Source organism: Microbulbifer discodermiae, from assembly GCF_040742695.1.
Classification (GTDB): Bacteria; Pseudomonadota; Gammaproteobacteria; order Pseudomonadales; family Cellvibrionaceae; genus Microbulbifer.
Genome location: NZ_JBFLAB010000006.1, coordinates 102,481 through 127,906, shown reverse-complemented (window position 1 = coordinate 127,906; position 25,426 = coordinate 102,481). Strand labels below are relative to the sequence as shown.

Sequence of the window (25,426 nt, the reverse complement as noted above, 5' to 3'; positions counted from 1 at the left end):
TAGTCCGTCTTGAAGGCGGGGAAAGCTCGCCACCAAGGCCCGTAAGGGTAAAAAATGGCCTTAAATCGTCTATTTGGGCCGAGAATTGCGGATTCAAACGATTACCGTGTTTGAATCTGGCTGAAAATCAACAGCCTGCTAGATATCTTTCGGGGTTAGCCATCTCTCGGTGCTCGTAACACCGGGAGGTGGCGCCTATGCCTTAACTCACGCGGTCATGGTGTAGTCCTTCCCTATTTGACGATGATTTGTTATGACTATGGATTTCCCACGGGCGCTGCCGTTACTGGGCGCCCCGTGGGCTGCATGGCGATGATTGCGGTATTCTTCAGCTGTTTTTTATCTGTTTGTTCGCTGTTTGTTCGCTGTTTTTTCTTTGCCTGTACCAGTTTAACGACTGAAGGCTAGGGCAGTAGCCCTACGGTATTCGCTTTTTGCAAAGAATTCAATCAAGCGGAAGCTTTAGACGACATCGAGTAGAGTTTCCCAGAAGCCGACGAAGCCATTGGCAGTACACCAGAAATCAGCAATTGGTTTCCCGAGAATCCGGGACCTGTTTTTCAATCACTTTTGGCAGCTTTTTACTATGGGGTAGTATCAGAGGTTCCCGGGTTTTGAAGAATGCACTGGCCGGAGAGGCTTAAGGATCGATCGCCCGGGATATTACGGAGTCGCGGTCAACTGGGATGCGTTGAGATAGCGCTCGATATAGGGCTTATGGGTATAGAGTATGTCTTCGGGCAGGTTGTTTTTGGAGAAGTAGCGTATCTCTGTAATTTCATTGTCGTTAAAGCTGGCATGATCCAGCTTGATCTGACATTTGACAGCGATATTTACCACCGGTGTATAGGGGGGCTTTTTAACTTCGAAAATTTCCGTAGAGATTAATTCAGCACCAATCTCCTCCTGCAGTTCGCGGCGCACCGCCTGCCTGATAGTTTCTCCATGTTCAAGCCAGCCGCCGGGAAGCCCCCAGGCACTTTGATAGCTGTGGCGTACCAGCATGAGTTTGTCGTCCTGCTCGATCAGAAACACCATGCCCACCAAAAATTTGTCGCTGGAAACATAGGAGATGTCCCAGCGGAGGTTTACCGGAAGTTCCCGGTAGATGGTGTATTTCAAAGTTGGAAACAGCAGCAGGGCTGCAATTGCCAGCAGGCAGCCAATGACGACTAGGACAAGGAATTTTTTCAGTAACGCGGCGATCACAGTTGGGCCCCGGGTATGTACATCATAGTGCTGGCTGCGGGGCGCTCAGAGCAGCGCAACAGCTAGGCCTGCTTGTGGCCCTGCGGTTGCTGTTACGGGATTCAGCACCGCAAGGGACACGGCCGCCGGTTGCGCGAATTGTTACGCCAGTAATACCAATCTCTGGCTGTGCGAGCTAGCGGCGGTCCGCAGCGCAGATCCGTATTCAAGCGCACTTTTACCGGCACCGCAAACTCCACTCCCGGCGGCAGCCGGCTGCTGCCCGTGACCAATGGGTGCATTTTCGTCATTTATGCCGAATCCCTAAGTAATTTGGGAGGTTTAGAGTCAGTAGACCAGCGGTTTTCGCAGGGCTGTGACACCCAGGCGCCAACAGCTCCCGACCTCAGGGCTCGACGGGTGCTCAAATTTTGCCCACCCTGGCCCAGGCGGCAGCCGGGAATGGCAATGCGGCGTACTATCCCGGCTCTGAAGGCGGTATTATGGCCACCGAAAGTTGGATAGTTAGTAGCATGGAATCTCGAAAACCTATGAGTAAACAGCGTGTCTTGACCGGCATCACCACCACTGGCAGGCCTCATCTGGGCAATTATGTAGGGGCCATTCGCCCGGCAATCGCCGCGAGCCGGGATGAGAACAACCTTTCTTTCTATTTTCTCGCCGATTATCACGCATTGATCAAGTGCCAGGACCCGGAGCAGGTACACCAGTCGACGCTGGAGATTGCCGCCGCCTGGCTGGCCCTGGGCCTAAACACCGACAATGTGGTTTTCTACCGCCAGTCCGATATCCACGAGATTCCCGAGCTGACCTGGTTTCTGACCTGCATGACCGCCAAGGGTCTGATCAACCGCGCTCATGCCTACAAGGCGGCGGTGGATGCCAACCGCGCAGATGGTGAGGACTCGGATTTCGGTATTACCATGGGGCTCTACAGTTACCCGATTCTGATGGCAGCGGATATCCTGATGTTCAACGCCAACAAGGTGCCGGTGGGCAGGGATCAGGTACAGCATATCGAGATGGCCCGGGATATCGCCCAACGCTTCAACCATCACTATGGGGAGCACTTTGTGCTGCCGGAGGCTGTGGTGGACGACCATGTGGCGGTGCTGCAGGGGCTCGATGGCCGCAAGATGAGCAAGAGCTACGGCAACACCATTCCGCTGTTCCTGGACGAGAAGCAGCTGCGAAAGCATATCAACAAAATCAGGACCAACCTGCTGGAGCCGGGTGAGCCGAAAGACCCGGATACGTCCACCGTATTCCAGATCTGGCAGGCATTTGCGTCCCCGGAACAAACTGAGGCCATGCGCGAGGCCTTCGCCGGTGGTATTGCGTGGGGGGAGGCCAAGAAGCAGCTGTTTGAGCTTGTCAACGGCGAGCTGATGGAAGCCCGTGAACGCTATAGCGAACTGTTGGCGAACCCGGCACAGATTGAACTGGAACTGGAGAAGGGAGCGGAAAAAGCCAGAGCCTACTCGGTCCCGGCGCTGCAACAGCTCCGCAGCGCGGTGGGCATCCGCAAGATCGGAAGATCCTGACCCGGCGACCGAACAGATTGTGGGACCTTGCGGCTATTGGGCTCAGAACGGTGCCAGCCGTTGCAACATGAGTGATTAGAGGGGGATTGCAGGAACGGCAAATTGATCCATAAGGGATGGTTTGTTGGAATAGGGGCGCAGGCGGGGCTTTGCCGGTCATGCCGCTTCACACCCCGGATTTACTCCCGGGGTTGAGAAAAAACAATCAAGCAGAAGAATAACAACTAAGTATAAAAAGGGAGTGATCAGAATGAGTGAAGTGCAATCTGGAACCGGTATGCTGGCGGATGGTGAGGCCGGCTCGGGTAAAAATGGCTGGGTTAACCGGGTTTTGAATTTTATCGAGGTGGTGGGCAACCGCCTGCCGGACCCGGCGATACTGTTTTTGATGTTGATGGTGACGGTCTGGGTGTTGTCCTGGTTCCTGTCGGGGGTCAGTTTTAGCGCGCAGCACCCGGCTACGGGAGAGGCGATACAAATCTCCAATTTACTCTCCGGTGAGCAGTTCGCGTACTTTCTCTCCAATATGGTTACTACCTTTACCAGTTTTGCGCCGCTGGGCGTGGTACTGGTGGCTATGCTGGGCGTCGGTGTGGCGGAGCAGAGTGGATTCATCAATGCGGTACTCAAAAAGCTCCTGGGTGTGACTCCCAAGTTGCTACTGACCCCGATGCTGATTCTGGTGGCCATAGTCAGCCACACTGCTGTGGATGCCGGATATGTGCTGGTTATCCCATTGGGGGGTGTCATTTTCTACGCTGCGGGGCGCCACCCCCTGGCGGGTATCGCGGCCGCTTTTGCCGGTGTCTCCGGCGGCTTTTCCGCCAATTTCGTCCCCTCGGCCATAGACCCGCTGTTGCAGGGTTTTACCCAGTCCGCAGCCCAGATTGTCAATCCGGACGTCCTTCTGAACCCGCTCAACAACTGGTTTTTCACCTCGGCATCCTGCCTGGTGATAGTGCTGCTGGGCTGGTGGCTCACGGACAAAGTGATTGAACCGCGGCTGAAGGGAGTGGCGATCGACGGTGACGAAGAGGAAATGCCGGCGATGCAGGACCTGGGGCCGGGTGAAAAGTGGGCACTGCGCTGGTCGCTGCTGGTAATGGCGGCGGGCCTAGTGGGCCTGATTGCCTGGATGGTGCCGGAAACTTCTGTGTTGCGGGATGGGACAGGGCAGCTGGCTTCATTTCGCGCACCGGTGATGCAGTCCATAGTGCCATTGATTTTTCTGCTGTTCGTAGTGCCAGGTGTGGTGTTCGGCTATGTAGCGGGGACATTCAAGCGGTCCAAGGACGTGATCGATGCCATGTCCAAAACCATGGGCTCCATGGCCTACTACATAGTGATGGCGTTTTTCTGCGCATTGTTTATCGCTGAGTTCGCCCGCTCCGGTCTGGGCACTCTGCTGGCGGTCGAAGGCGGCGGCTTATTGGCGGCCATGGATCTGCCGGGGCCGGTTACATTGATGGGGATTATCCTGCTGGTGGGATTTGTGAATCTGTTCGTGGGATCCGCCTCCGCCAAGTGGGCACTGCTCTCGCCGATTTTCGTGCCGATGCTGATGCAGGTGGGCTTTTCACCGGATCTGACCCAGGCGGCATACCGGGTAGGGGATTCATCCACCAATATCATTACGCCACTAATGCCCTATTTCCCCCTGGTGGTGGTCTACTGTCAGCGTTACGTGAAGAGCACAGGAATTGGTACCCTGGTTTCGATGATGCTTCCCTACTCAGTGGTATTCCTGCTCTGCTGGTCCCTGTTCCTGGTAATTTACTGGAGTCTGGGTATGCCCCTGGGGTTGCAGGCCAGTTATACCTATCCATAGAGCACAATCGGCGGCGGCCAAGGGTCGCCGCAGACTTCGGTAGATGCAGCCAGACGCAGGGGAAAACTCCCTGCGTCCACCGCGCTCCCCTTGCCTCGATTGGCCCCTTTTCTGTCACAACAGGGCCAACTCAGTTAGTGTCAACAGGCCCTAAGTATTTTCTGCTATGAATCCCCGGGTGACCTCTTTTCGATGTGCCTGTTATCGATGCGATTGGGGTCTTTGATGCCCTATGGTTTGGGGCAGAATTGAATGCTTCCCAAGGCCTTGCGCCGGCCTTAGCCCGGCGGTGACAGATCCTTGTCCCCCTCAACCCGGCAACTGATGGAGCGACCGGGTAAACAGGTGTCCAGCAGTCACTGTATTTCGAAATGCCAACAGATATGGCATCCCGTGTGGTTCTCCCCCCTGTCCAATTGTTTGACTCCCAGCCTTTTTGTTAGGAACAAAGCCTTACCCGCGGGAAATTATCGGCAGGAAGAGTGTAGCAATATTGCAAGTGAGAATGATTAGTATTAGTATGCGCGCAAATTCGCTCATACACCGTCGAACTGTGCATCGGTGTAGATCTCTTTGCCTATTGAGGGACTTTCATGGACAAAATCCAATCCAAGCGACCGCAAATTTTCCCCCGGGTAGCCGGCTTCAGACGCGCACTGTTGCCGTTGGCTGTCGCTTCTGCCTGCTCTACAGGAGTGATGGCGTCGGAGAGCGGCGGTGCGGGCCTGGAAGAGGTCAGCGTAACCGGCAAATTCGATCTGTCGCGAGAGACCTCGATCGGTAAACTGGATGTTCCGGTGGATGAGACTCCCTTCTCTATTTCCCTGTATGACAAGGATTTCTTTGATGTCACCGGTTCAAAGTCTGTGCAGGATGTATTGCAGTATTCAGCCGGAGTGAACGGTGGCCTGTTTGGAGTGGATGCCCGGGGTGACTGGTCCACAGTCAGAGGTGTGGACCCGGTACTATTTATCGATGGCCTTCAGTCCATTTTTGGCAGTTATACCAGTTCCCGGGCGAACCTCTACGCATTTGACCGGGTAGAAGTCCTCAAAGGACCCTCCTCGGTACTTTACGGCCAGGGCTCGACCGGGGGTATTGTGAACCTGGTTTCCAAGCGCCCGAAGAGTGAGTTCGGCGGTGAATTTTTGCTGCAGGCGGGTGACTACGACCGCAAGGTAGTGGCCGGCGACGTGACCGGGGCACTGGACAGCGATGGGGCCTGGCTCTACCGACTGGTGGGCTACAGCCGCGACGCGGATGCGCAAGTCAATTACGTAGAGGACAACAGCAACCTCTTTTCGCCCTCTATTTCCTGGCGTCCGAACGCCAATACGGAAATTACCTTCCTGGCCAATTACCAAAAAGACGAGTCCGGCACCACCGCCGCCTTTCTGCCCTGGGGTGGTACCCGGATAGACAATGTCAATGGTCGCATTCCCACGGATGTTTTCCTGAGCGAACCCGGTTGGGACAAGTACGATACGGAACAGACAGCCTACAGCTTGTGGGTGGATCACCGGTTCAGCGAAAACTGGGGCCTGAATGCGGGGCTGCGCTACTCCGAAGGTGAGGTTGACTACAATTCCATGTACGCCGACTTTACTTCTGCGCTGCGTCTGCAAAAGGATATTCGCGAAGTGTCGCGGACTGTCTATATGAGCGATGCCAGCAGCGATCTGCTGATTTTTGACCTGCGCCTGTCCGGAAAAATTTCTACGGGGCCGCTGCAACACCAGGTGTCCTTCGGCCTGGACAGCCAGGATGCCGAGGTGAACAACAGCGTATTAAGGCGGCGTGGTCTTGGCGGAACTATCGATATTTTTGCACCTGTGTACGGTTTTGTGCCGGAAGGGCTGGAGCAATTGCCGCGGAGCGAGTCGAACACGGATGCCGAGCAGTTGGGCTTTTACCTGCAGGACCAGGCCAACCTAGGGAACCTTATCTTCAATGCGGGGATTCGCAGGGACAGGACCAGATCCCAGGTGGACAGTAATAATCCAGGTGCGGACACCCGGCCGCAGAAAGAGGATGCTGTTACCAAGCGCTTCGGTATGATGTATGCGTTTGAAAATGGCATTTCCCCTTATATCAGCTATTCCGAGTCTTTCGAACCCATAGTTTCCGATCCCAATGGTCTGAGCCGCTCCTTTAAACCGGTAGAGGGGGAACAGGTGGAAGCCGGCCTCAAGTTTCAGCCACAGGGCACCAGTATCCTGATTACGGCCTCGGCCTACGAAATTGTGCAGAGAAACCGGCTCACCGCGGGGCAGGACGGTATTTTTGTGCAAACCGGAGAGGTAGAGATTGACGGTGTCGAACTGGAGGTCGGCGGCCAGTGGGGCAAGCTGGCTGTGGTGGGCAATTACAGTCATATAAATACCGAAGTGACCAGGAGCCTTGCGTTTTACGAGGTTGGTACCGAGTTGGAGGCGGTGCCGGAGGAGCAGCTTTCACTGTGGGGTAACTACGATTTTAGCGACTGGGTGCCGGGCCTGTCCCTGGGGCTTGGAGCCCGCTATGTGGGCGATAGCTATACGGGTATCGATAAGAACCGCGATATTGCGGTGCAAAGCGCGGGAGGCAATCCCGCATTGATCGCCTTTTATGATGCCATATTTGCGGATTTCCCCACCGATAACCCCTCCTATGTATTGTACGATGCGACCATCGGTTACACTGTGGCCAACTGGGAGTTGCAACTGAATGCGAAAAATCTTACCGATGAGATTCACACAACATCCTGTTTGAGTCGTGGTGACTGTTTCTATGGTGAGCGCCGTTATGTAACCGCGGAAGCGCGTTATCGCTTTTAATAGTCAGGCAATTATTAGTCTGGCAATCGGGTGGTTAGCCGGGCCCGAGGCGGGGGCAGTGACGTCGGTGTCCCGGAATTTTGCATTGCCCGATGTTAGGGCCTGTTGACACTAACGGAGTTGGCCCTGTTGCGGCAGAAAAGGTGCCAATCGAGGCACGAGGAGCGCAGTTTGGTTGTTCCAAATGAGCGACGAGCAACGAAGAGTCGCGCCTTTTCCGACACAACCCGAAGGGCTGCCGCTGGTTTCGCGCCCTGCGGTGTTAGAAATTGCTTATGTGGACCCACCACACTGCGCAATTCCTGCCTTGCAGGCCACAAAACCAGTGGCAGCAGGGCTATCTCAGTTAGTGTCAACAGGCCCTAGCCGGATAGCGCATGACAGAAAATAACAGCGAGGGGCGCTAATGCCGGGTTTCCTTATCATCACAGGCGGACTGGCCAGTGCCTGTGCAGGTATTCTGTTGCTGTATGTGGCCTGGCGCCACAAGGGCACGCAGCCTGTGCGAAGCTTGCTCGGCTGGGGATTGTTGTTGTTATCCGCTTGGGTTTGGAGTTCTGCGCTGGGTGTTGAATACGGGATCAGTATCGCCACCCTTATCGCAATGCTGACAGTGTTTATTCTGATCGGCCTCACGGGAGAATGGCCGACAGGCCCCAGTGCGCCGGAGCGGCAGCGAAAAGCTGATGGCGCGGCCCGGCCAGCAAGGCTCTGGTTGCGGGGCACAGCGCGTTTTTTCGCTGTGGTGATTTTGCCGGCGGTGAGCGGTGTGGTGGCGGGCCTGCTGTTATTCGGGGTTTTGGGTATTGCGGACGGCAGCCGCCTGATAGCAGCGGCTTTTTGTTCCACCACAGTCTGGACCCTGGCGGTTGTGTGGTGTTGTGCGGACAAAATACTGATGCGTCCCGGCGCGACGCTCGCGGCCTTTTCGCTGATTGGTGGGCTCTGGTTGATGCCGGCCGGATAGACCTGTTGAAACACTATGTTCAATGTCCACTTGTTGTTAACCCGGCAACTCAATAAATTTCCGGGTTAATAGGAATTAAATGTGAAACTTTCTCTCAAACCAAGCCCCGCCTTTGTGCGCGATATGACCGATGGACACTCGATATTGGGGCTGGCCTTGTCTACCCTGCTGTATATTGTCTGTGTCAGTGGAACACTGGCGGTGTTTTACAACGAATTTGAACGCTGGGAGCAGGCTGACGAGCGGGAAGTCCTGGCGGTGGTGGAGCCCTCTGTTTACCGCAGCGTCACTGAGAACGCCATGGCTCTGGCCGCGGAGCGGGGTGAGGCGCTCAAATCGGTCACCTTTACTATTCCCAATTCTGCTATGCCGCGGTTGACGGTCCGGGCCGGCGGTGCCGAATACTATGTGGGGCAGGATGGTACCCTGCAGGACGAAGTCGCCCACGACTGGACGCATTTCCTTACCTACCTGCATTTTGCCCTGAATTTACCGGTGGTGTTGGGGGTGCCTTTGGTAGGATTGATCGGGGTGTTGATGACCGCGCTGATCCTCTCCGGCCTGCTGGCGCACCCAAATATTATCAGGGATGCATTTTCCCTGCGTATGGCCGGCTCCAGGCGGTTGCAGCAGGTGGATTTACACAATCGACTGGGGGTCTGGGCTTCGCCTTTTCACCTTGCTATTGCGGTCACCGGTGCCTTTATCGGCCTGTCACAGGTGGTGGCTTTTGCGGTTGCCGGGCTTTTCTACGGCGGTAATGTCGAAAAAGTGGAATCGATGTTGTATATCGAAAAGGCGGTGATCGAGGAAGATGCCAGGCAGGTGCCGCTGGCGGATTTTTCGCGAATTCTAGCGGAAATGTCCCGGTTGGCGCCGGAGCAGGAACAGAACCGCTTGCGTATTTTCCACCCGGGTCGGGAAGGGCAGGCAGTGGAAATTTCCACCAGGGTGCCGGGGCGCCTGATCTGGGGTGAGCGTTACCGTTTCGACGCGGAGGGGCGCCTGTTGCACCAGGAGGGTTGGTCGGATGGAAATGCAGGAAAGCAGGTGTATGCCTCCACTTTCCGCCTCCACTTTGGCCACTTCTCCGGTTTCCTGGTGAAGATCGCCTATTTCCTGCTGGGGGTGGGCATGTGTGTGCTGGTGGTTTCCGGTATCAATATCTGGTTTCTACGCAAGCGCCAGCGGGGCGAGGCGGTGCCGCGCCTTGAGCGAGTGTGGGTGGCGCAGGTGTGGGGTATTCCGTTTGCCATAGCACTCAGCGCCGTGACATATCTGGCCTTCGCCATTGCGGCGACACCGGTATTCTGGATTGTGGTGCTCGTCCTCAGTGTGGTGGCCGCCTTTGTAGGTACGGTTGCCGGCTGGTCGATGTTTCTGAGGGGGGCAACCATAGCGGCCTGTCTGCTCGCCGTTGTGGTGCACGGTGTGATGTTTGGTACCGACTCTTTTGTACGGGGGGCGCTGGTGGCCAATGGCGTATGGTTGCTGACCGCCGCCGGTATTGGGGTGTCGTGCCTCTATACTCTAAGCCGGCAACGGAGTGGCAGTGCGGCTGGCGTCACTGTTAACCCGGCAATCCAATAAGTTGCCGGAGGAATAGTGGTGTGGTCGCGAGCGGTTAGCGGGGCTAATCGTTGGCTGGCACCACTTTGGGGGGAGGCCGCAACATCTCTATGTGGGGTATGCCGTCCTCGTCGTAGGGGGCGGATGCCCGCTGAAAACCAAATTCCCGGTAAAAGTCGGCCAGATGTTCCTGTGCGGAAATGCGTATGGCTGTGTTGGGGTACTCGCTCAGGGTGTGATTGACAGCCCGGCGGATCAGTTCTTTACCGAGGCCGGTGCCGCGGCTGGGTGCAGTGGTGAGCACGCGCCCCAGTGAGGGTTCGCGGTATTTGTGACCGGGAAATACGACGCGCAGGTATGCCATCAGGTACGGTGGCTCCTGGCGGTCGTCCCAGCAGCCCAAGTGCCAGGAATACTGGTCTTTTCCGTCGGCATCCTGGTAGGGGCATAACTGCTCCACAGTAAACACCTCCTGGCGGACCCGCAGTATTTCATAGAGTTGGGTAGTTGAGAGGCTATCAAAAGTCGACCATTGCCATTGCATCTCTCTGAATACCTTGTCTTTGTGTTTGCGTTGAGAAAAGTGAAGCGGGATTTGGAGGGGCTGCCGTAGGGCTTTACCGGGCAGCTTTACATCTGCCTATCGGGTCCGGGGGCTTGAGCGCTGCCGTCCTGTCCGTCGCCGTCGCGGGCAAAAGTGCCATGCCGCAGATAGTGGATAACCTGCTTGATAACGTCCGGGTTCTTCATCATAAACACATGGGTAACCGGCATTTGCAAATGGTCTTTCATGCCCTCCAGCCGGGTACTGGAAACGGAGACCTTGCCGTCGTCGGTATCGGGTATCAGTTGCGACAGCAACAGGTTGATGCTGCGTGTGCCGGCGATAATTCCCACGTCGAAATTCGCCCGCCCCAGCCGCCTGGGAACACTGAGGGCCCCGGTACCCAGTTGCAGGCCGGCTTCGCCAAACACAAACCGGAAACCGGGGAAGTTGCCCAGTTTGTCCACCACTTCACTGCCTTTGTTGGGCGGCCCCAGCATGACCACGCGATTCAGGTTGGGGATATCGTAACGGCTCAGGTACTGGCGCACCAGAATGCCGCCGAGAGAGTGGGTGACGAAATTGATTTCGCTTTCGCCGGAGCAGGCCTGCAGTGCCGGGCCTATGGCTCTGTGGGCCAGCTCCTCGATGGGAAAATCTGTGGAAGGGTAATCCACGTTAACGGTTTTATAGCCAGAGGCATTGATGGCGCGCTCCAGTTTTGCCATTGACGCATCGGATTTGGCCAGACCGTGCAAAAGGATCACGCAGGCAGAGTGGGCATTGACGGACAGCGCGCCCAGACAGATGGCTGCGGTAACCATTGCTCTTCTCATTGATGCTCCTGCGATGCCTCATCTTCAACGGTGAAATGCCCTATGGAGTATGCAAGTGGTGTGGAGAAATGCCAAGGGCGGCAATTCAATAGGAAAGGCACAGCAACAGCAGCTATCTTTTGCATCATCACAGTTGTTGCCGCAATATTTCCACTAGCCGTTCCGGCTTGTCGGGGGTGATTACCAGTGTGCGGCCGGTGAAGCGCAATACCACGGCTTTGTCCGGGTCCGTGGCAAAGGCTCTGAAGCGCCCGAGCCTGTCGCTCTGAAAGAGGCCGATATATCCAAACAGGCCGTTGTTGCCGAACAGCCGCGTGGCCCCCTTCATGGCTTGTGGGTCTACCCGGGTTTCTACCAGGCCCTGCAGTGGAATACGGGTCTTCCAGCCAGGCCGCAGAATTGTCAGGGTGTTGTTCTGGATCGCGTAGCCACGAATCGCAAACAGGGCGCCCAATACCAGTATGGCGGGGGGCAGGGCGACGGCAATACGGTGGAGGAGGGACGGTGTGTCGGGAGCCTCGACCATTAGAAATGCCGGGATCGCCAGCAGCAGGGCCGCACTCAGTGCGCTGATCCATTTCAGCTGCCGGCCCCAGGGGGCTTGAAAAACAGTCGACGGCATATATTACTCAGACAGGGGCTGCAGATCTCGGTTGTGGCAATCATAGTGCGGTAGGAATCGATTTGAAAAGGGCATTCCGTGGCGCCTGACCGGCGGGTTATTTGACGGGATGCCGGGTTGTGGTGGACAAACTGGAACTCGACGGATGGTGTAATGATGGAAACTGACAAGGTTGATGGCGGCAGGCCCAAATCCGCTCTGGTAGTGGAGGGCGGTGCCATGCGGGGCATCTTCGCCGCCGGTGTGCTGGATGCCTTCCTGGAGGCGGATTACTGTCCCTTCGACTTTGCGATCGGGGTCTCCGCCGGTTCCACCAATTTGATTGGCTATCTGGCCGGAGATCACGGGCGCAGCCGGCAGGTGCTGCTGGATCACGCTCTGCGAGCGGATTTTATCGATTGGCGCCGTTATCTGAGGGGCGGCCATTTCTGTGATATCAGCTGGTTGTGGCACGCTTCCTATAGGGAAGTGCCCCTCAATGTCCGGCGCTATACGGAAAACGGAGTACCGCTCTATGCGGTGACGACCAGCATCCACAGTGGCCAGGCCTGCTATGTGCAGGTCACTGCCGCAAATATGCACCAGGTATTTCCGGCTTCCTGCGCCATGCCGGTGGTGTATCGGGGTTTCCCCAGGGTCAATGGCGAGCCTATGACGGACGGCGGCCTGGCGGACTCTATCCCGGTTGTTCGGGCCTATACACAGGGGGCCCGGGACATCACCGTTATCCTGTCGCGCGCGCGTGGCTATAGGAAGCCGGTGGGCTCGGCGCCCAAGTTTATCCGGCAGTTTTTCCACCAGCACGGGCGTTTGTTTGAGGCGGTACTGGAGCGGGGCAGGCGCTACAACTCCGCGCTGGATTTTATCGACTCCCCACCGGAGGATTGCCGTATGGCCGTTATCGCACCCCCGGAGAAGTTCCCGGTGAAACGCTTTACCCAGGAGGCGGATTTGCTGGAGTCGGGCTATGAATGCGGCAGGGCGCTGGGGTGGCAGTTTTTGCGCGATTCCGCCGGTGTGGGTGCGATGCCCGCCACCCATTGAGTTGGCCGCTTTAGCAGGTTGTTGAAAAACCCCTCCCGGGCTTTCTTCAGTCCGGCCCTGCCAGGGCTATACCCTTCCCGTCGTAAAAACGGTACCCACCGGTCAGGTGGGTAACCTTGCTCCCAAATTACCGCTTGACCTGAAGCTTTACACTGATACCATACCGTCCAGCCGGTCTTTTTTGACCAAAAGTAACCAAGAGGTCACATGTCGAAAGTCGATAAAGAGGCCATCATTCGCGCTGCAGAGGATGTGGTGCGGGAAAATGGTGCGCGCAAGTTAACCCTGGATGCGGTGGCGAACCGCTGTGGCCTCAGCAAAGGAGGGCTGTTGCACCACTACGGCAGTAAACAGGCTCTGCTTCAGGCCATGTTGCAATCGGTAGTGGCGCGCGAGAGCGAACTCGCCAATGCCTACCTGGATTGCAACGACCAGCCCGGAGGATTACTGGTCTCGCGGATTCAAACCCTGTTTGCGATGATGGAGGAACCCGCTGGCCTGCCCCGTTCACTGATTGCCGCAGTGGCCGAAGACCCGGCGCTGTTGGAACCGATAAAGAACCAGGAAGAGCGGATTCGCAACAAAGTCTGTGACGATTCCAGCGACCCCGAGATGGCTTTGCTGCTGCTGTGCGCCGCGCGCGGTATTTTCTTTGGCCGGGTTCTCGGGGTGGTTGAGGAAGACGCCCCCCTGTTTCGGCGGCTGCGTGAACGCCTGCTGAAGCTCGCGCAAGATCTCGATTAACTCCCTTTTATTATTTGGCGGCTTGTGCTTTGGGCACAGCCCTGGTTTATGGATGCATAAGATGAAAATACCCGGTAACAAGCGCTTTTTTTGCGCCGCTCTGGCGCTGACAGTCCTCAGCGGTTGCTTTAATTCCGGTGAGGAAACTGAGCAGGTGGAGCGCCAGTGGCCGGTCAAAGTGGTCACTGTGTCCGGCGACGGCAATGTCAGTCAGCGGCAGTTTGCCGGCCGCGTCAGGGCGGTACAGACGGTAGATTTATCGTTTCAGGTTCGCGGCCGGCTGGAAAAACTGGATTTTCGCGAGGGGGAGATTATTCCCGAAGGGACCGTCATCGCGACACTGGACGACCGGGATTACCAGCGCAAGGTTGAAGAGGCCAGGGTCAACCTGGAGTTGCTGCAAAAAACCGTTTCGCGTCAGCAGGCCCTGGCCAAGCGCAAGGTGATTGCGGAACAGCAATTTGACGAGGCCGAGACGCGCTTCAAGCTGGCGCAGGTTGCGCTGGAGAATGCACAGCAGGATCTCGCCTATACCCGCCTGACCGTTCCCTTCGACGCACTGGTAACCCGCAAGCTGGTGGACAGTTTCACCAATGTCCAGCGCGGCCAGGCGATTGTTCGGGTGCAGAATGTATCGGAAGTGCGTATTCAGGTATCGGTGCCAGGGAAGCTGCTGGCAACCGTCAATGCGGAGCGCATCGCCTCTATCAGCGCAGTTTTTGAGTCACTCCCGGGACAGGAGTTTCCGCTGGAATATCGTGAGCACGAAGCCGAGGCGGACAGTGTGACCCAGACCTATATTGTCGAGCTGGGTATGCCGCGGCCCAAGGACACTCAGATTTTGCCGGGCATGACCGCGCGCGTAATAGTGGCGCTGAAACCTGCACAAAGCGCGCTCTGGATACCACTGTCCGCGGTGCAGACCGGCGCCGACGGCGCTGCATTCGTATGGCAGATCAATGGGGATCAGTCGGTGTCCCAGGCGGCGGTCGAATTGGGAGTCACGGACGGGGACATGGTTCAGGTCATCACAGGTTTGCGGCCCTCGATGCAATTGGTTGCCGCCGGCGGCCAGCATCTTTATGAGGGCGCCAGGGTGCGCAACTACGCACAACAGTCAGCGCGGTAACCGGCCCGAGTCTGGCCTGAAAGGGAAGATGTAGTGAAGATTTCTGATATTTTTATCGAAAAGCCGGTGTATAGCTGGCTGTTGATGCTGATTTGCCTGGTGGGCGGACTTTGGGGGCTGAGCGATATCGGTCGCCTCGAGGATCCGGCTTTTACCATCAAGGAAGCCCGTGTTTTTACTGCCTATCCGGGTGCCACTGCCCGGCAGGTGGAGGAGGAGGTCACGGAAAAACTCGAGGTGGCCATCCAGCAGATGGGGCAACTGAAACGCGTGACCTCCACCTCGAGACCGGGTATGTCTGAGATACGGGTGCAGATCAAGGATCAGTTTGCCTCCAACCAACTGCCCCAGGTCTGGGACGAGTTGCGGCGCAAGGTGCGCGATACCCAGAGCCAGCTGCCGCGCGGTGCGGCCCAGTCGGTGGTGAACGACGATTTCGGGCAGGTATTCGGCATCTATTATGCGGTCACGGGCGAAGGTTTCTCCCCCGGCGAAATGCGCGAGATTACCAAAGTGATTCGCCGCGAACTGCTGGCTGTGGAGGGCGTGGCCAAGGTCTCCCGCTCTGGTGTCATTAACGAAGTCGCCTACCTGGATATCGATGAATCGCGCCTGGCCCGGCTGGGTTTCTCACTGGACGATTTGGCACAGGTGCTGCAGTCCGAGAGCGCTATCCAGCCGGTTGGAGAGGTGGAGGGCAAGGATCTGCGCATGCGGATTCAGGTGGACAGCCCGGCCAGTGACCTGGAGTCGATACGCAATATCCTAATCGGTGTGCCGGGTTCCACGGCCATGCTGTCGGTGCGGGATATTGCCGATGTGTCACTGGGCTACGAGGAGAGCCCGGCCTTTATAGCGCGCTATAACGGCCAGCCGGCGGTGCTGATTGGCGTGGCCGGCGCGGAGAACACCAATATCGTGGACGTCGGCAAGGTGGTGGAAAACAAGCTCACCGAACTGCGACAGAATCTGCCGCTGGGCATCGAGATTAAACCCATCTACGAACAGCACCACGAGGTGGAGAAAAGTGTCGATGGATTCCTGTTCAACCTGATCAGCTCCATCGTCATCGTCACACTGGTGTTGTGTGTGTTCATGGGCTGGCGGTCGGGTGTCGTGGTGGGCACGGTACTGGGCCTGACTGTGCTGGGCACGGTATTGATCATGGACCTTCTGGGCCTGGATTTGCAGCGGATTTCCCTCGGTGCACTGATTATCGCTATGGGTATGCTGGTGGACAATACCATCGTCGTGGCGGAGGGCATGCTGATGGGGGTGCAGCGCAACGAATCGCCAAAGCACGCGGCCTCCCGCGTGGTGCGCCAGACCTTCTGGCCGCTGCTGGGCTCAACCATTATCGGGATCATGGCCTTCTCCGGTATCGGCCTTTCCAAGGATGCCACCGGCGAATTCCTGTTCTCGCTGTTCGCCGTGATTGGTATTTCGCTGTTGCTCAGCTGGGTGCTGGCGATCACTGTAACGCCTTATCTGGGTTACCATCTGTTTAAGCTGGATAAAGACGCGGACAGTGAAGACCCCTATAGCGGGCGCTATTATCAGTGGTATGCGGGCGCTTTGCAGAAGGCCCTGAGTCACCGTGGCCGCACCATTGCGCTGCTGGTGATGGTGACGCTGCTCAGCTATTTTGGCTTTGGTTTTGTTAAACAGGGCTTTTTTCCCAACTCCAATGCGCCACTTTTCTATGTCAACTATTTTATGCCTCAGGGGAGTGACATCAACCGCACCGGGGAGGCGCTGCAGCAGGCGACGGAGTTTTTACAGGAACAGACTGAAGTGGTTTCGGTTGTCTCGGTGGCTGGGCGCGGCGCCGACCGGTTTATGCTCACCTATGCGCAGGAACCGCCTAACCCCTCCTATGGTCAGCTGATTGTCCGCACCCAGTCGCGGGAGCAGATTCCCGCACTGATCGAAAAGGCCAAAGCGCAGTTGCGCGACGCCCACCCGGAAGCGCTGATCACGTTTAAACGCCTGGTGTTTGGCCCCGGTGGCGGGGCCGATGTCGAGGTGCGGCTCTCCGGGCCCGACTTCAATACACTGCGGGCCCTGGCCGCCGAGGTGGAGGGTGAGTTTCGCACGCAGGGGCTGGAGGAGGTGCGCCATAACTGGCGCGGGCGCGAGCTGACCATCCACGCGCAGATGGATGAGGAGCGGTCGCGGGTCGCGGGGGTCAATGCCGCGGATGTCAGCCGCACCATACAATTTGCCACCTCCGGTTACCGTGTGGGAAATTATGAGAGCGGGGACCGCATTGTGCCGATTGTGGCGCGCCTGCCGGAGGGCGACCGCAATCAGGTGGGTTCGCTGCCGGACCGGCTGGTGTGGAGCCCCAATGAGCGGGGGTATATTCCCGCGGGCCAGCTGGTGAAAAAATTTGAAACCACCGCGGAAGACGGGCTGGTTCGCCGTCGCAACCGTGTGCCCACCATTACCGTCAGTGCCAATGCCCCCGAGGGTGTGACTGCAATGGCGGCGTTTGAGAGGGTGCGTGGTGCAGCCGAGGGCATGGCACTGCCACCCGGCTACCGGCTGGAATTCGGTGGAGAATATGAACGGTCCAGCGATGCGAAAAAATCCCTGGGCAAGGGATTGCCACTGGGCTTCCTGATCATGATACTGATCTCGGTGCTGCTGTTTGGCACCATCAAGGAGCCGGTGATTATCTGGCTGGTTGTGCCCATGTCACTGGTGGGTGTGGTTGTGGGCCTGCTGCTGTCGGGACTGCCGTTCGGTTTCATGTCCCTGCTGGGTGTGCTCAGTCTGTCGGGGATGCTGATCAAGAATGCGGTTGTACTTGTGGATGAAATCCAGGTGCAGACACATGCGGGGCTGCCTCGATTGACGGCAATCCAACAGGCCAGTGTCAGCCGTTTGCGGCCGGTATTTCTGGCCGCGATTACCACCATTCTCGGTATGTCACCGCTCCTGTTCGACGCGTTTTTCGCGGATATGGCAGTGACCATTATGGGTGGGCTGGGATTTGCCACTGTGCTGACGCTTATTGCCATACCGGTGTTTTACGCGGTACTGCACCGGGTGGGAGCGGGGGAAATCACCGGCGGGGGGCCGGCACCCCGAAAAAAGGTTAAAGCGGATTCGCAGGAAGTGGCGGCCGCGGATTGAGATGTCATTTATCCGGCAGCCAAATAAGTTGCCGGGTAAATGCGGCACAAGGATGTACCGCCGCCGGCCAGTGGCCAGTGGATGACTGTTAAAAGCGGGTGATTCTGCGCACTGACGCTGGTTTTCAAGAACGGCCAGTCCAATCGATGAGCGGTTCTTGATTGGATTGCCCGGTCAAAAGATATCCCCAATAATGTGCGCCGTGCTGCGGCGCAACTGGTCGATGACGACCAACTCCGGCTGCTGGTATGGGGCCTCCAATACACAACCTGAGGAGATTCCATGGAAATATTGGCGGTTGAGCACCAGATTCACTCGGCGGCGACATCGGACAAAATAAAGGTAGCGCTGGCACAGATAGCGCCGGTCTGGCTAAAACGCGAGAAAACCCTGGAAAAAGTCGCGGATGCAGTTGAACTTGCAGCTAGGCAGGGTTGCCAGCTGGTCGCTTTTGGTGAGGCGTTGGTGCCGGGTTATCCGTTTTGGATTGAGCGCACGGATGGTGCCAGATTCAATGACGCCAAACAAAAGGCCATCTACGCGGAATATTTAGAGCAGGGTGTGGTGATTGAAGATGGCCACCTCGATGCAATTTGCGCGCTGGCGAAGGAATATGGTATTGCCGTTTATCTCGGGGTTATGGAGCGCGCGGCAAACAGAAGTGGACACAGTCTCTACTGCACTCTGGTCTATATCGACCAGCGGGGAGTGATCGGCTCCGCCCATCGCAAACTGCAGCCAACCTACGAAGAGCGTCTCGCCTGGGCACCGGGTGATGGCAACGGTTTACAGGTACATCGGCTAGGTCGCTTTACCCTCGGCGGGCTCAACTGCTACGAAAACTGGATGCCGCTGTCCCGCGCCGCACTCTACGCGCAAGGCGAGGATCTGCATGTCGCTGTGTGGCCGGGTGGATCGCACAACACAGAGGATACGACAAGGTTTGTCGCCCTGGAAAGCAGGAGCTACGTGCTCTCAGTATCCGGGTTGATGCGCCCGGCCGACTTTCCCAGTGATACACCGGAACTCGCGGAAATTATTGCCAACAGTGGTGAATTCCTCGCAAACGGTGGTTCCTGTATTGCCGCACCCGACGGCAGCTGGGTTGTGGCGCCTCAGGTGGACCGAGAGCTTCTTATTACCGCGGAGCTGGATCATGTGGCTGTCAGGGCAGAGCGCCAGAACTTCGACCCCACCGGCCACTACAGCAGACCCGATGTCACCCGCCTGGTAGTTGACCGAAAGCGCCAGCAACTGGCTGAGTTTATCGACGCCGATTAATACCGCGACGATGTGGAGGTGGTAACTTTATCCCATTCCCGGCCTGGGACTGGCCCTGCAAGGTACAAAAAAATGCATAAATATGTCTGGACGTTTGTTTTGGGATTCCTACTTGGGGCGCTGCACGCAGTAGCGAAGGTCCCCGCGAACAGCACACAAATGGTGTTGACCATCAGCGATGGCTGGGACCTATCCACCGGGCAACTGTACACTTTCAACCGGGTGGATGGTCGCTGGCAACGGCATTCCATACAGGCGCGGGTCAATATCGGTCGCGCCGGGCTGGCCTGGGGGCTGGGACTGCATGCACCGCAGGAAGGGGTGCAGAAACGCGAGGGGGACGGCCGGGCGCCCGCCGGAATTTTTCGCCTGGGGGATGCCTTCGGTTATCTTTCCAGTGTGGAGACAGGGCTTGCCTATCGGCCAATGCACGTGAATCAGTATTGTATCGACATGCCTGCTTCCCCCTATTACAACCAGACCGTGGATGTGGGCGAGGTCGGCATTGAGGCGGTGCGGGGCTCAAGCGAGGGCATGCGCCGGGATATTCACTACGGGGATAACCAGTACCGCAAGGGTATTTTCATTAACCACAACCCGGACAATATGGCCGGTGCCGGAAGTTGCATCTTTATGCATTTGTGGAAGAAAGATGGCGCTCCCACCGCCGGTTGCACTTCCCTGTCTGAGCCGGTGATGGACCAATTGCTTAGCTGGCTGAACAGGGAGGCCCGGCCTGTCTATGTGGTGCTGCCACTCAGTGAGTATCTTCGCAAACGCGACCTTTGGAGCCTGCCCCAACTGGACTATTGACCCGCAAACTCTTTGAGTTGCCGGGTTAAGAATACGCCGGGTTGTGCGCACAGCCAGAGTTCAGGCGATTTCCGCACCCTGTGCCGACAGGATGTTTGAAACCTGTTCCAGCAGTCCCCGGCCGGCGGGGCCAAGTGGTTTGTGACGCGGCCAAATCATATCCGTACAGTAAGGGTAGGGAACCAGCTGAAAATCCGTTGGCAGCACCTGTATGCGACCGCTCTCGATGTGGGGCCGGACTATGTGCAATGGTGCAAATGCCCAGCCCTGCCCTGTGGCCAGCATGGCGATGAACAGTGAATAACTCTCCAGATACCAGATGCGATCGCTCAAATCGTTTTCGGGCAGGGCTGTCTGGTCGATGGAGACTTTCATGCGTAAATGCAGGTGGTCCTGCAGATCCCGGCAGCTCACTGATGACAATCGTGTCAAAGGGTGCCGGGTGCCGGTGATCAACACAAAACTGCAGTTTCCCACACCGCGAAATTCAAAATCTTCGGGATAATCACTGCGGCTCAGCACGATACCCATATTGGCTCTACCGTCGCGAACCATTTGTGCGGCACCGTCACCGGGCGCGTGCAAGAGGTTGAGGGTTACCGTGGAATAACCCTCATAAAACTGACACAGCCCCCGCGCCAACAGGCTTAGATCGATAGCTGACTCGTCGATGGCGACCGTGAGGGATTCTTCAAGGCCAGTGTTCAGGCTGCGGCTTTTCGCCTCGAAGCGCGAATAGGAGTTCAGCAGGCAGCGCGCATCCATCAAGAGAGAGCGTCCCTGCGGTGTGAGTTTCGGTTCCCGGCCGGAGCGGTCGAACAGCAGAAGACCCGTATCGGCTTCCAGATTACTGATCAGCCCGGAAATGGTGGACTGCGCTTTGCCGAGGGAGCGCGCGGCGGCGGAAAAGGAACCACTGCGCGCTGTCGCCTCGAAGGCTTCCAGTTGCTCGGGTGCAATGAGCAAACGGGATTCCATGGCAAGCTACCTTTTCGTTCTGGGTTGTACTTCGTACAGGCTTGCGCACCCGTGATGGTTCGGACTCTGTGACCAACGCCCGATACTTGGCGTCAAAACCTATGTACCTCGACTCTAACATACTGTCACAAAGAGTACACAGTGATACTTCAAGCCTGGATTCCTAGAGGTTTTGCAATATTACTCTGTGGTTGCCACGCAGTTGCAGACGCAAATTCAGTTGTAATGCAACGCTGTTTAAGGTGGTAGAGGAAGGTCAAAGGAGCGAAGCTCGAAATTGATTGGAGCTTTGCATTTTGTTTCGTGCTGAAGTTGTTTTGGAATCTGTGACGCGGGTCATGTGTCGCTCAGGGTGGGGACCCCAGGACCGCGAGTGAGCGTCACATACGTACATGTGTACCGAAAACTCTGCAACGACATCCAAGTGGGTGGTGACGGAACATTTGACTGTTGGTGGACCATCTAATAAGGATAGGAACAAAGGCTATGGTACCGTTCAGTAAAACATCACGCTGTCGCTTTACTTCCGCGTTTACCCTGATACGGGCACCAGCAGTATTTGCCCAGCAGCCGCCCGATACGGGCGCAGCGACGGACAACAAGGACCAACGGGCACTGGAGACAATTACCCCGACCGCAACCCGCCGCGAAGCAGCGGTGGAAAAAATTCTGTTCAATTTTTCCGCTATTGGAGAAGAGGCACTGGGCGAGCGCAACATTAAGGAGCCTCTGATTAAGTCAGTGCAATCTCAGGCTTTGCGTCGAGTTCGCCAGTTAGGCGCAGTCGCACAGGAATGTTGGTTACCTTTCAAGCGGCTGCAACGCAGCGGGTGGACTCGACGCAAAGCCCCGCAGGGCGGGCCTGTGGCGCCACTTGGACCTTGTTGCTCCGCTCGTCAAGGACAACCAGCCTTGACCTTCGCGCAGCGCCTTGCCAAGCGGTGCCACAGCCTCCGCTGAGACAGTACTGACTTAATCAGAGGTTCCTTTCCTAGGTACGCAATCTCACCAATGAGCGGGCGGAAGTTTCCTGTTAGAGAAAAAACATGCCGGCCAGCGGTTGATTCAGGCGGGCTGCGGACAATGGGCGTCAACTGGTCTGACCGCTTCTGATGGCCCCAGTTGAAAGCGATGACGCCGGTGCAATGCCGGTGCCACAGGGGGAATTGAACCGGGGCGGGTCCAGTCCCGCCAGTCGCTATCGGAGCCGGGTGGTGATGCCTTTCCGGGTCCGACTGTGTGGCAATTGCCGATAGTGCACTTGCCAGCCGCCAATGAATAAAATATTCTCGACGGGAATAAATTCCTACTGGATTATTTCCGTGATCTTCAAGCCCGCTCTCCTGCGTCGCTCTCTCATCAGCTCCGTCTGCATAGCACTGGTTGTGGTCCTGACCGGCTGTGGCGAAAGGTCGGAGGAGGCCGGGGCGGCTCTGTCGCTGAGAGAAAAAGTTGCCCAGAAGCTCATGCTGGATATCCGCTATTACTGCGGTGCCAGGGGGCAGCCTGATCGGTCGCTGGAAGCAGCCGGGGCTTCGCAGCCCGGCTGTAAGCGCCCCGTCACCGTGTTGCCCGAGGATCTGCGCGAGCTGGTCACCGGGTCCGCACTGGGGGGCATAGTGCTGTTTGCCGACAACCTGGAGAACAGCGAACAGATAGTGCGGCTCAACCGGGATCTGCAGGAGGCCGCGCTGCAGTCTTCAGCCGCGCAGCCATTGCTGCTGGCGATCGACCAGGAGGGCGGCCGTGTGAACCGGTTGCCGCGGGATGAAGCGACGGCATTCGCCGGCAATATGGCGATAGGTGCCACCTACCCGGGTCACGGCACCCAGTTTGCCCAGGGTACTGCCGCGGCCATGGCGGAACAGGTGCGTGCACTGGGATTCAACGTCAATTTTGCCCCCACTTTGGACGTCAACAGCAATCCGGACAATCCGGTGATCAATGTGCGCTCCTATGGCGAAGCTCCGCAGATGGTGGCCGCACTCGGGGCCGCCAGCGTGAAGGCGTTCCAGCGACACGGGGTGGCGGCCACCGTCAAGCACTTCCCCGGCCACGGCGATACATCGGTGGACAGTCACACCGGCCTGCCACGGGTTCAGCGTCCGCTGGCGCAGGCGCAGGGAATAGACCTGCTGCCCTTTGCAGAGGTCATCCGCGACGCCGCCCCTGCGCTGGTGATGAGCGCCCATATCCAGTACCCAGCACTGGATAACAGCAGCCTGCAGGGCGAGGATGGTGAAAGCCTGATGGTACCCGCCACGCTTTCCCACAAGATACTGACCGGAATACTGCGCGATCAGATGGGTTACCGGGGAGTGGTGGTGACGGATGCACTGGATATGGCCGGTATCAGCGACTACTTCAGCGCGGAGCAGGCGGTTGTACACACTTTTGCCGCCGGTGCAGACATAGCGCTGATGCCGATAAAAATCCGCTATGCGGAAGATCTGCCCAAGGTGGAACAGCTGATCGACGCGGTGGTGGAGGCGGTGCGCAGTGGCAGCCTGTTCGAGCGGGATATCGATACTTCCGCAGCCAGAATCATCGCTCTGAAGCAGAGGTATGTAGATACTGAGTGGCTGCGGCGCGATGTGGAAGAGAATATCGCCATGGCGCACAGGGTTCTCGCAGAACCCGCCCATCGCCAACTTGCGGATCAGCTGGCGCGCGCCGCGGTCAGCCCTGTCTATCCACCCGCAGAGGGGGCCCTGCCGGTTATTTCCACTGCAGTCAAAAGCCTTCAGGTCATAGCGCCGAGCCGCGCCATAGGAGAGGCTTTTCGGCTGGCCATAGCCCAGGTCAGCGATGCCGAGGTGGAGCTAGTGCCGCCGGACAAGGCGCTGGAGATATTGCCCGGAAAGGCGGCGCAGGTGCTTGTGGTGGCCAGTATAGTTCCGGGTGAGAGCGCCGTGGAGTGGGGCGGTGCGGAAGACCTGGCGGCTGCTCCGCAGCCGATCCTGGACAGCACCCAACTGCAGGATATCTACGGCGCGAGCCTGCAACTGGCGCGCGCGCGCGGGCAGAAAACTGTCTTCATCAGTATGCGTTCACCCTATGAAGCGGCTAAGTTTCATCAACTGGCCGACCTACTCCTGGCCAGTTACGACTACAAAGCTTTTATCGGCCCGGGCGGCAGCCTGCGGGGGCCTGTCTACACCGCGTTGGCTGCCGCGCTGTCCAGTACCACAGCACCCGAGGGCAGGCTGCCGGTCACTGTACAGTCCGGTTCCCGGCAAACGGTTGTGGGAATGCCTGCGGCCGACGCCCCGGCCAATATTGACTAGGGCCAACTCAGTTAGTGTGAACAGACCTTGGTGTGAACAGGCCCTGGCAGACTGTTAAAAAAGTGTTTGTCAACAATCTGACAAGGTGTCCGCAGCCGGTGGGACCTGAAGCACAGTAGTCGGTGAGCAAGGCGGTGGCTTCTATCGGTTCCACCTCTAGCTACTAATTTAAGTGTGAACCCCTCTTGGAACACTATGGAAGTGATTGTTTTGCGCGTGGCCAAGGGCCGAGATATGTGATCTGTGTCTCTGGAATTGTGTTATCTGGGCGCCAGTGAGGTGATCCGGCGATTTCGGGCGTGTGAACTTTCGCCGGTGGAAGTGTTTCAGTCTCAGAGGCGGGGCTATGAGGCTATCAGAGCGGAGATCAACGCCTCTACAGCGTGCTGTTTTTCGATTTGGCGCTGACTCAGTCACGGCCACCCAGTGGGCATATGGCGCGGGCAGCCTGAAGCCGCCGGAAGGCGCCATCACTGCAAATCAAGGACGAAACCGATATTGCCGGGCAGGTAATTACTAATGGCTCCAAACTGTTGCGCGACGATCGCGTTGCGACCACCGACCCGGTTCCCGGGCGGCTGCTGTCCGCGGGTGTACTAGTGGCGGCGCGAACCTTGACCTCCGGATTTTCGCTGGCGGGCTGTACCCGCTCCCGGCTCAGGGGCGTGACCCCTAACCTCGGGAACCCCGGCACCACCCCGGGCGGTTCTTCCGGACGGGCAGGGCCGCGCTGGCTACAGGTTCGCGCACTGTCGCCAAAGGCGCCGATATGGGTGCCTGCCTATTCCCGCTGTCCTGTGCGGACTGCTGGCGTTCAAAACGTCCTGCGGCCGGATTCACCCCACCCTACAAATACAAAGGACGATGGCGTGAGCCACAACAGCGCTCTCGGTGTCCGTGCCGATATTCGCACCGGTCGCCTTTCACTGTCGGCGGCGGCGTTGCGGCGCGGCGAGCGGAATTTTTGCATCACGCAGCCTCCCGGACAAATGTGGGTTACGGATTGCAGCAATCTGGAGTTACAGGATGCGACCAACTGTGCACAACTGAACTGGGAACAGCACTGGGAATAAA

General features: G+C 57.5%; 18 protein-coding genes. 13 read left to right on the top strand and 5 right to left on the bottom strand.

Annotation, left to right across the window (positions count from 1 at the left end; all coding sequences use genetic code 11):
• Positions 1–663: 663 nt before the first annotated feature.
• On the bottom strand, positions 664–1,209 hold the full coding sequence (locus tag AB1S50_RS03940) for an NUDIX hydrolase (RefSeq protein ID WP_367149140.1): 546 nt from the start codon (positions 1,207–1,209) through the stop codon (positions 664–666).
• A 530-nt stretch (positions 1,210–1,739) separates the two neighbouring features.
• On the opposite strand from AB1S50_RS03940, the gene AB1S50_RS03935 reads away from it, so the two are divergent.
• From AB1S50_RS03935 to AB1S50_RS03915, 5 genes are all read left to right on the top strand, one after another.
• Positions 1,740–2,753, top strand: a complete 1,014-nt coding sequence (locus AB1S50_RS03935; RefSeq protein ID WP_367149139.1) for a tryptophan--tRNA ligase — start codon at positions 1,740–1,742, stop codon at positions 2,751–2,753.
• A 250-nt stretch (positions 2,754–3,003) separates the two neighbouring features.
• Entirely contained in the window at positions 3,004–4,581 is a 1,578-nt protein-coding gene (locus tag AB1S50_RS03930; protein ID WP_367149138.1) for an AbgT family transporter, read from the top strand.
• Positions 4,582–5,174: 593 nt separating this feature from the next.
• Positions 5,175–7,397: a TonB-dependent siderophore receptor gene (locus tag AB1S50_RS03925; protein ID WP_367149136.1), complete on the top strand. Its 2,223-nt coding sequence runs from the start codon at positions 5,175–5,177 to the stop codon at positions 7,395–7,397.
• Between the two features lie 406 nt (positions 7,398–7,803).
• The gene (locus AB1S50_RS03920) at positions 7,804–8,364 is read left to right on the top strand and encodes a hypothetical protein (protein WP_367149135.1); all 561 of its coding nucleotides are present in this window, start codon (positions 7,804–7,806) and stop codon (positions 8,362–8,364) included.
• Between the two features lie 81 nt (positions 8,365–8,445).
• Positions 8,446–9,954 (top strand): PepSY-associated TM helix domain-containing protein, encoded by a 1,509-nt coding sequence (locus tag AB1S50_RS03915; protein WP_367149134.1) that lies wholly within the window; start codon positions 8,446–8,448, stop codon positions 9,952–9,954.
• Between the two features lie 43 nt (positions 9,955–9,997).
• Here the strand turns inward: AB1S50_RS03915 and AB1S50_RS03910 are convergent, their stop codons facing one another.
• The 3 genes from AB1S50_RS03910 to AB1S50_RS03900 form a co-directional block, all read right to left on the bottom strand.
• Positions 9,998–10,477 (bottom strand): GNAT family N-acetyltransferase, encoded by a 480-nt coding sequence (locus AB1S50_RS03910; protein ID WP_367149133.1) that lies wholly within the window; start codon positions 10,475–10,477, stop codon positions 9,998–10,000.
• A gap of 86 nt (positions 10,478–10,563) precedes the next feature.
• The gene (locus tag AB1S50_RS03905; protein ID WP_367149132.1) at positions 10,564–11,313 is read right to left on the bottom strand and encodes an esterase/lipase family protein; all 750 of its coding nucleotides are present in this window, start codon (positions 11,311–11,313) and stop codon (positions 10,564–10,566) included.
• A 127-nt stretch (positions 11,314–11,440) separates the two neighbouring features.
• Positions 11,441–11,935, bottom strand: a complete 495-nt coding sequence (locus tag AB1S50_RS03900; RefSeq protein ID WP_367149131.1) for a PH domain-containing protein — start codon at positions 11,933–11,935, stop codon at positions 11,441–11,443.
• A 153-nt stretch (positions 11,936–12,088) separates the two neighbouring features.
• Between AB1S50_RS03900 and AB1S50_RS03895 the strand changes: the two genes are divergently transcribed.
• The 6 genes from AB1S50_RS03895 to AB1S50_RS03870 all read left to right on the top strand — a co-directional run bounded on the left by AB1S50_RS03895 (position 12,089) and on the right by AB1S50_RS03870 (position 20,087).
• Positions 12,089–12,979, top strand: a complete 891-nt coding sequence (locus AB1S50_RS03895; RefSeq protein ID WP_367149130.1) for a patatin-like phospholipase family protein — start codon at positions 12,089–12,091, stop codon at positions 12,977–12,979.
• 207 nt (positions 12,980–13,186) lie between these two features.
• On the top strand, positions 13,187–13,723 hold the full coding sequence (locus tag AB1S50_RS03890; protein ID WP_367149129.1) for a TetR/AcrR family transcriptional regulator: 537 nt from the start codon (positions 13,187–13,189) through the stop codon (positions 13,721–13,723).
• Between the two features lie 61 nt (positions 13,724–13,784).
• The gene (locus AB1S50_RS03885; RefSeq protein WP_367149128.1) at positions 13,785–14,852 is read left to right on the top strand and encodes an efflux RND transporter periplasmic adaptor subunit; all 1,068 of its coding nucleotides are present in this window, start codon (positions 13,785–13,787) and stop codon (positions 14,850–14,852) included.
• Positions 14,853–14,885: 33 nt separating this feature from the next.
• On the top strand, positions 14,886–17,993 hold the full coding sequence (locus AB1S50_RS03880; RefSeq protein WP_367149127.1) for an efflux RND transporter permease subunit: 3,108 nt from the start codon (positions 14,886–14,888) through the stop codon (positions 17,991–17,993).
• 282 nt (positions 17,994–18,275) lie between these two features.
• The gene (locus AB1S50_RS03875; RefSeq protein ID WP_367149126.1) at positions 18,276–19,274 is read left to right on the top strand and encodes a carbon-nitrogen hydrolase family protein; all 999 of its coding nucleotides are present in this window, start codon (positions 18,276–18,278) and stop codon (positions 19,272–19,274) included.
• 72 nt (positions 19,275–19,346) lie between these two features.
• Positions 19,347–20,087: a L,D-transpeptidase family protein gene (locus tag AB1S50_RS03870; protein ID WP_367149125.1), complete on the top strand. Its 741-nt coding sequence runs from the start codon at positions 19,347–19,349 to the stop codon at positions 20,085–20,087.
• A 60-nt stretch (positions 20,088–20,147) separates the two neighbouring features.
• Here the strand turns inward: AB1S50_RS03870 and AB1S50_RS03865 are convergent, their stop codons facing one another.
• Positions 20,148–21,065: a LysR family transcriptional regulator gene (locus AB1S50_RS03865; RefSeq protein WP_367149123.1), complete on the bottom strand. Its 918-nt coding sequence runs from the start codon at positions 21,063–21,065 to the stop codon at positions 20,148–20,150.
• A 1,274-nt stretch (positions 21,066–22,339) separates the two neighbouring features.
• On the opposite strand from AB1S50_RS03865, the gene AB1S50_RS03860 reads away from it, so the two are divergent.
• Both AB1S50_RS03860 and AB1S50_RS03855 read left to right on the top strand, forming a co-directional pair.
• On the top strand, positions 22,340–24,352 hold the full coding sequence (locus tag AB1S50_RS03860) for a glycoside hydrolase family 3 protein (RefSeq protein WP_367149122.1): 2,013 nt from the start codon (positions 22,340–22,342) through the stop codon (positions 24,350–24,352).
• A gap of 473 nt (positions 24,353–24,825) precedes the next feature.
• On the top strand, positions 24,826–25,425 hold the full coding sequence (locus tag AB1S50_RS03855; RefSeq protein WP_367149143.1) for an amidase family protein: 600 nt from the start codon (positions 24,826–24,828) through the stop codon (positions 25,423–25,425).
• The last annotated feature ends 1 nt before the right edge of the window (position 25,426 follow it).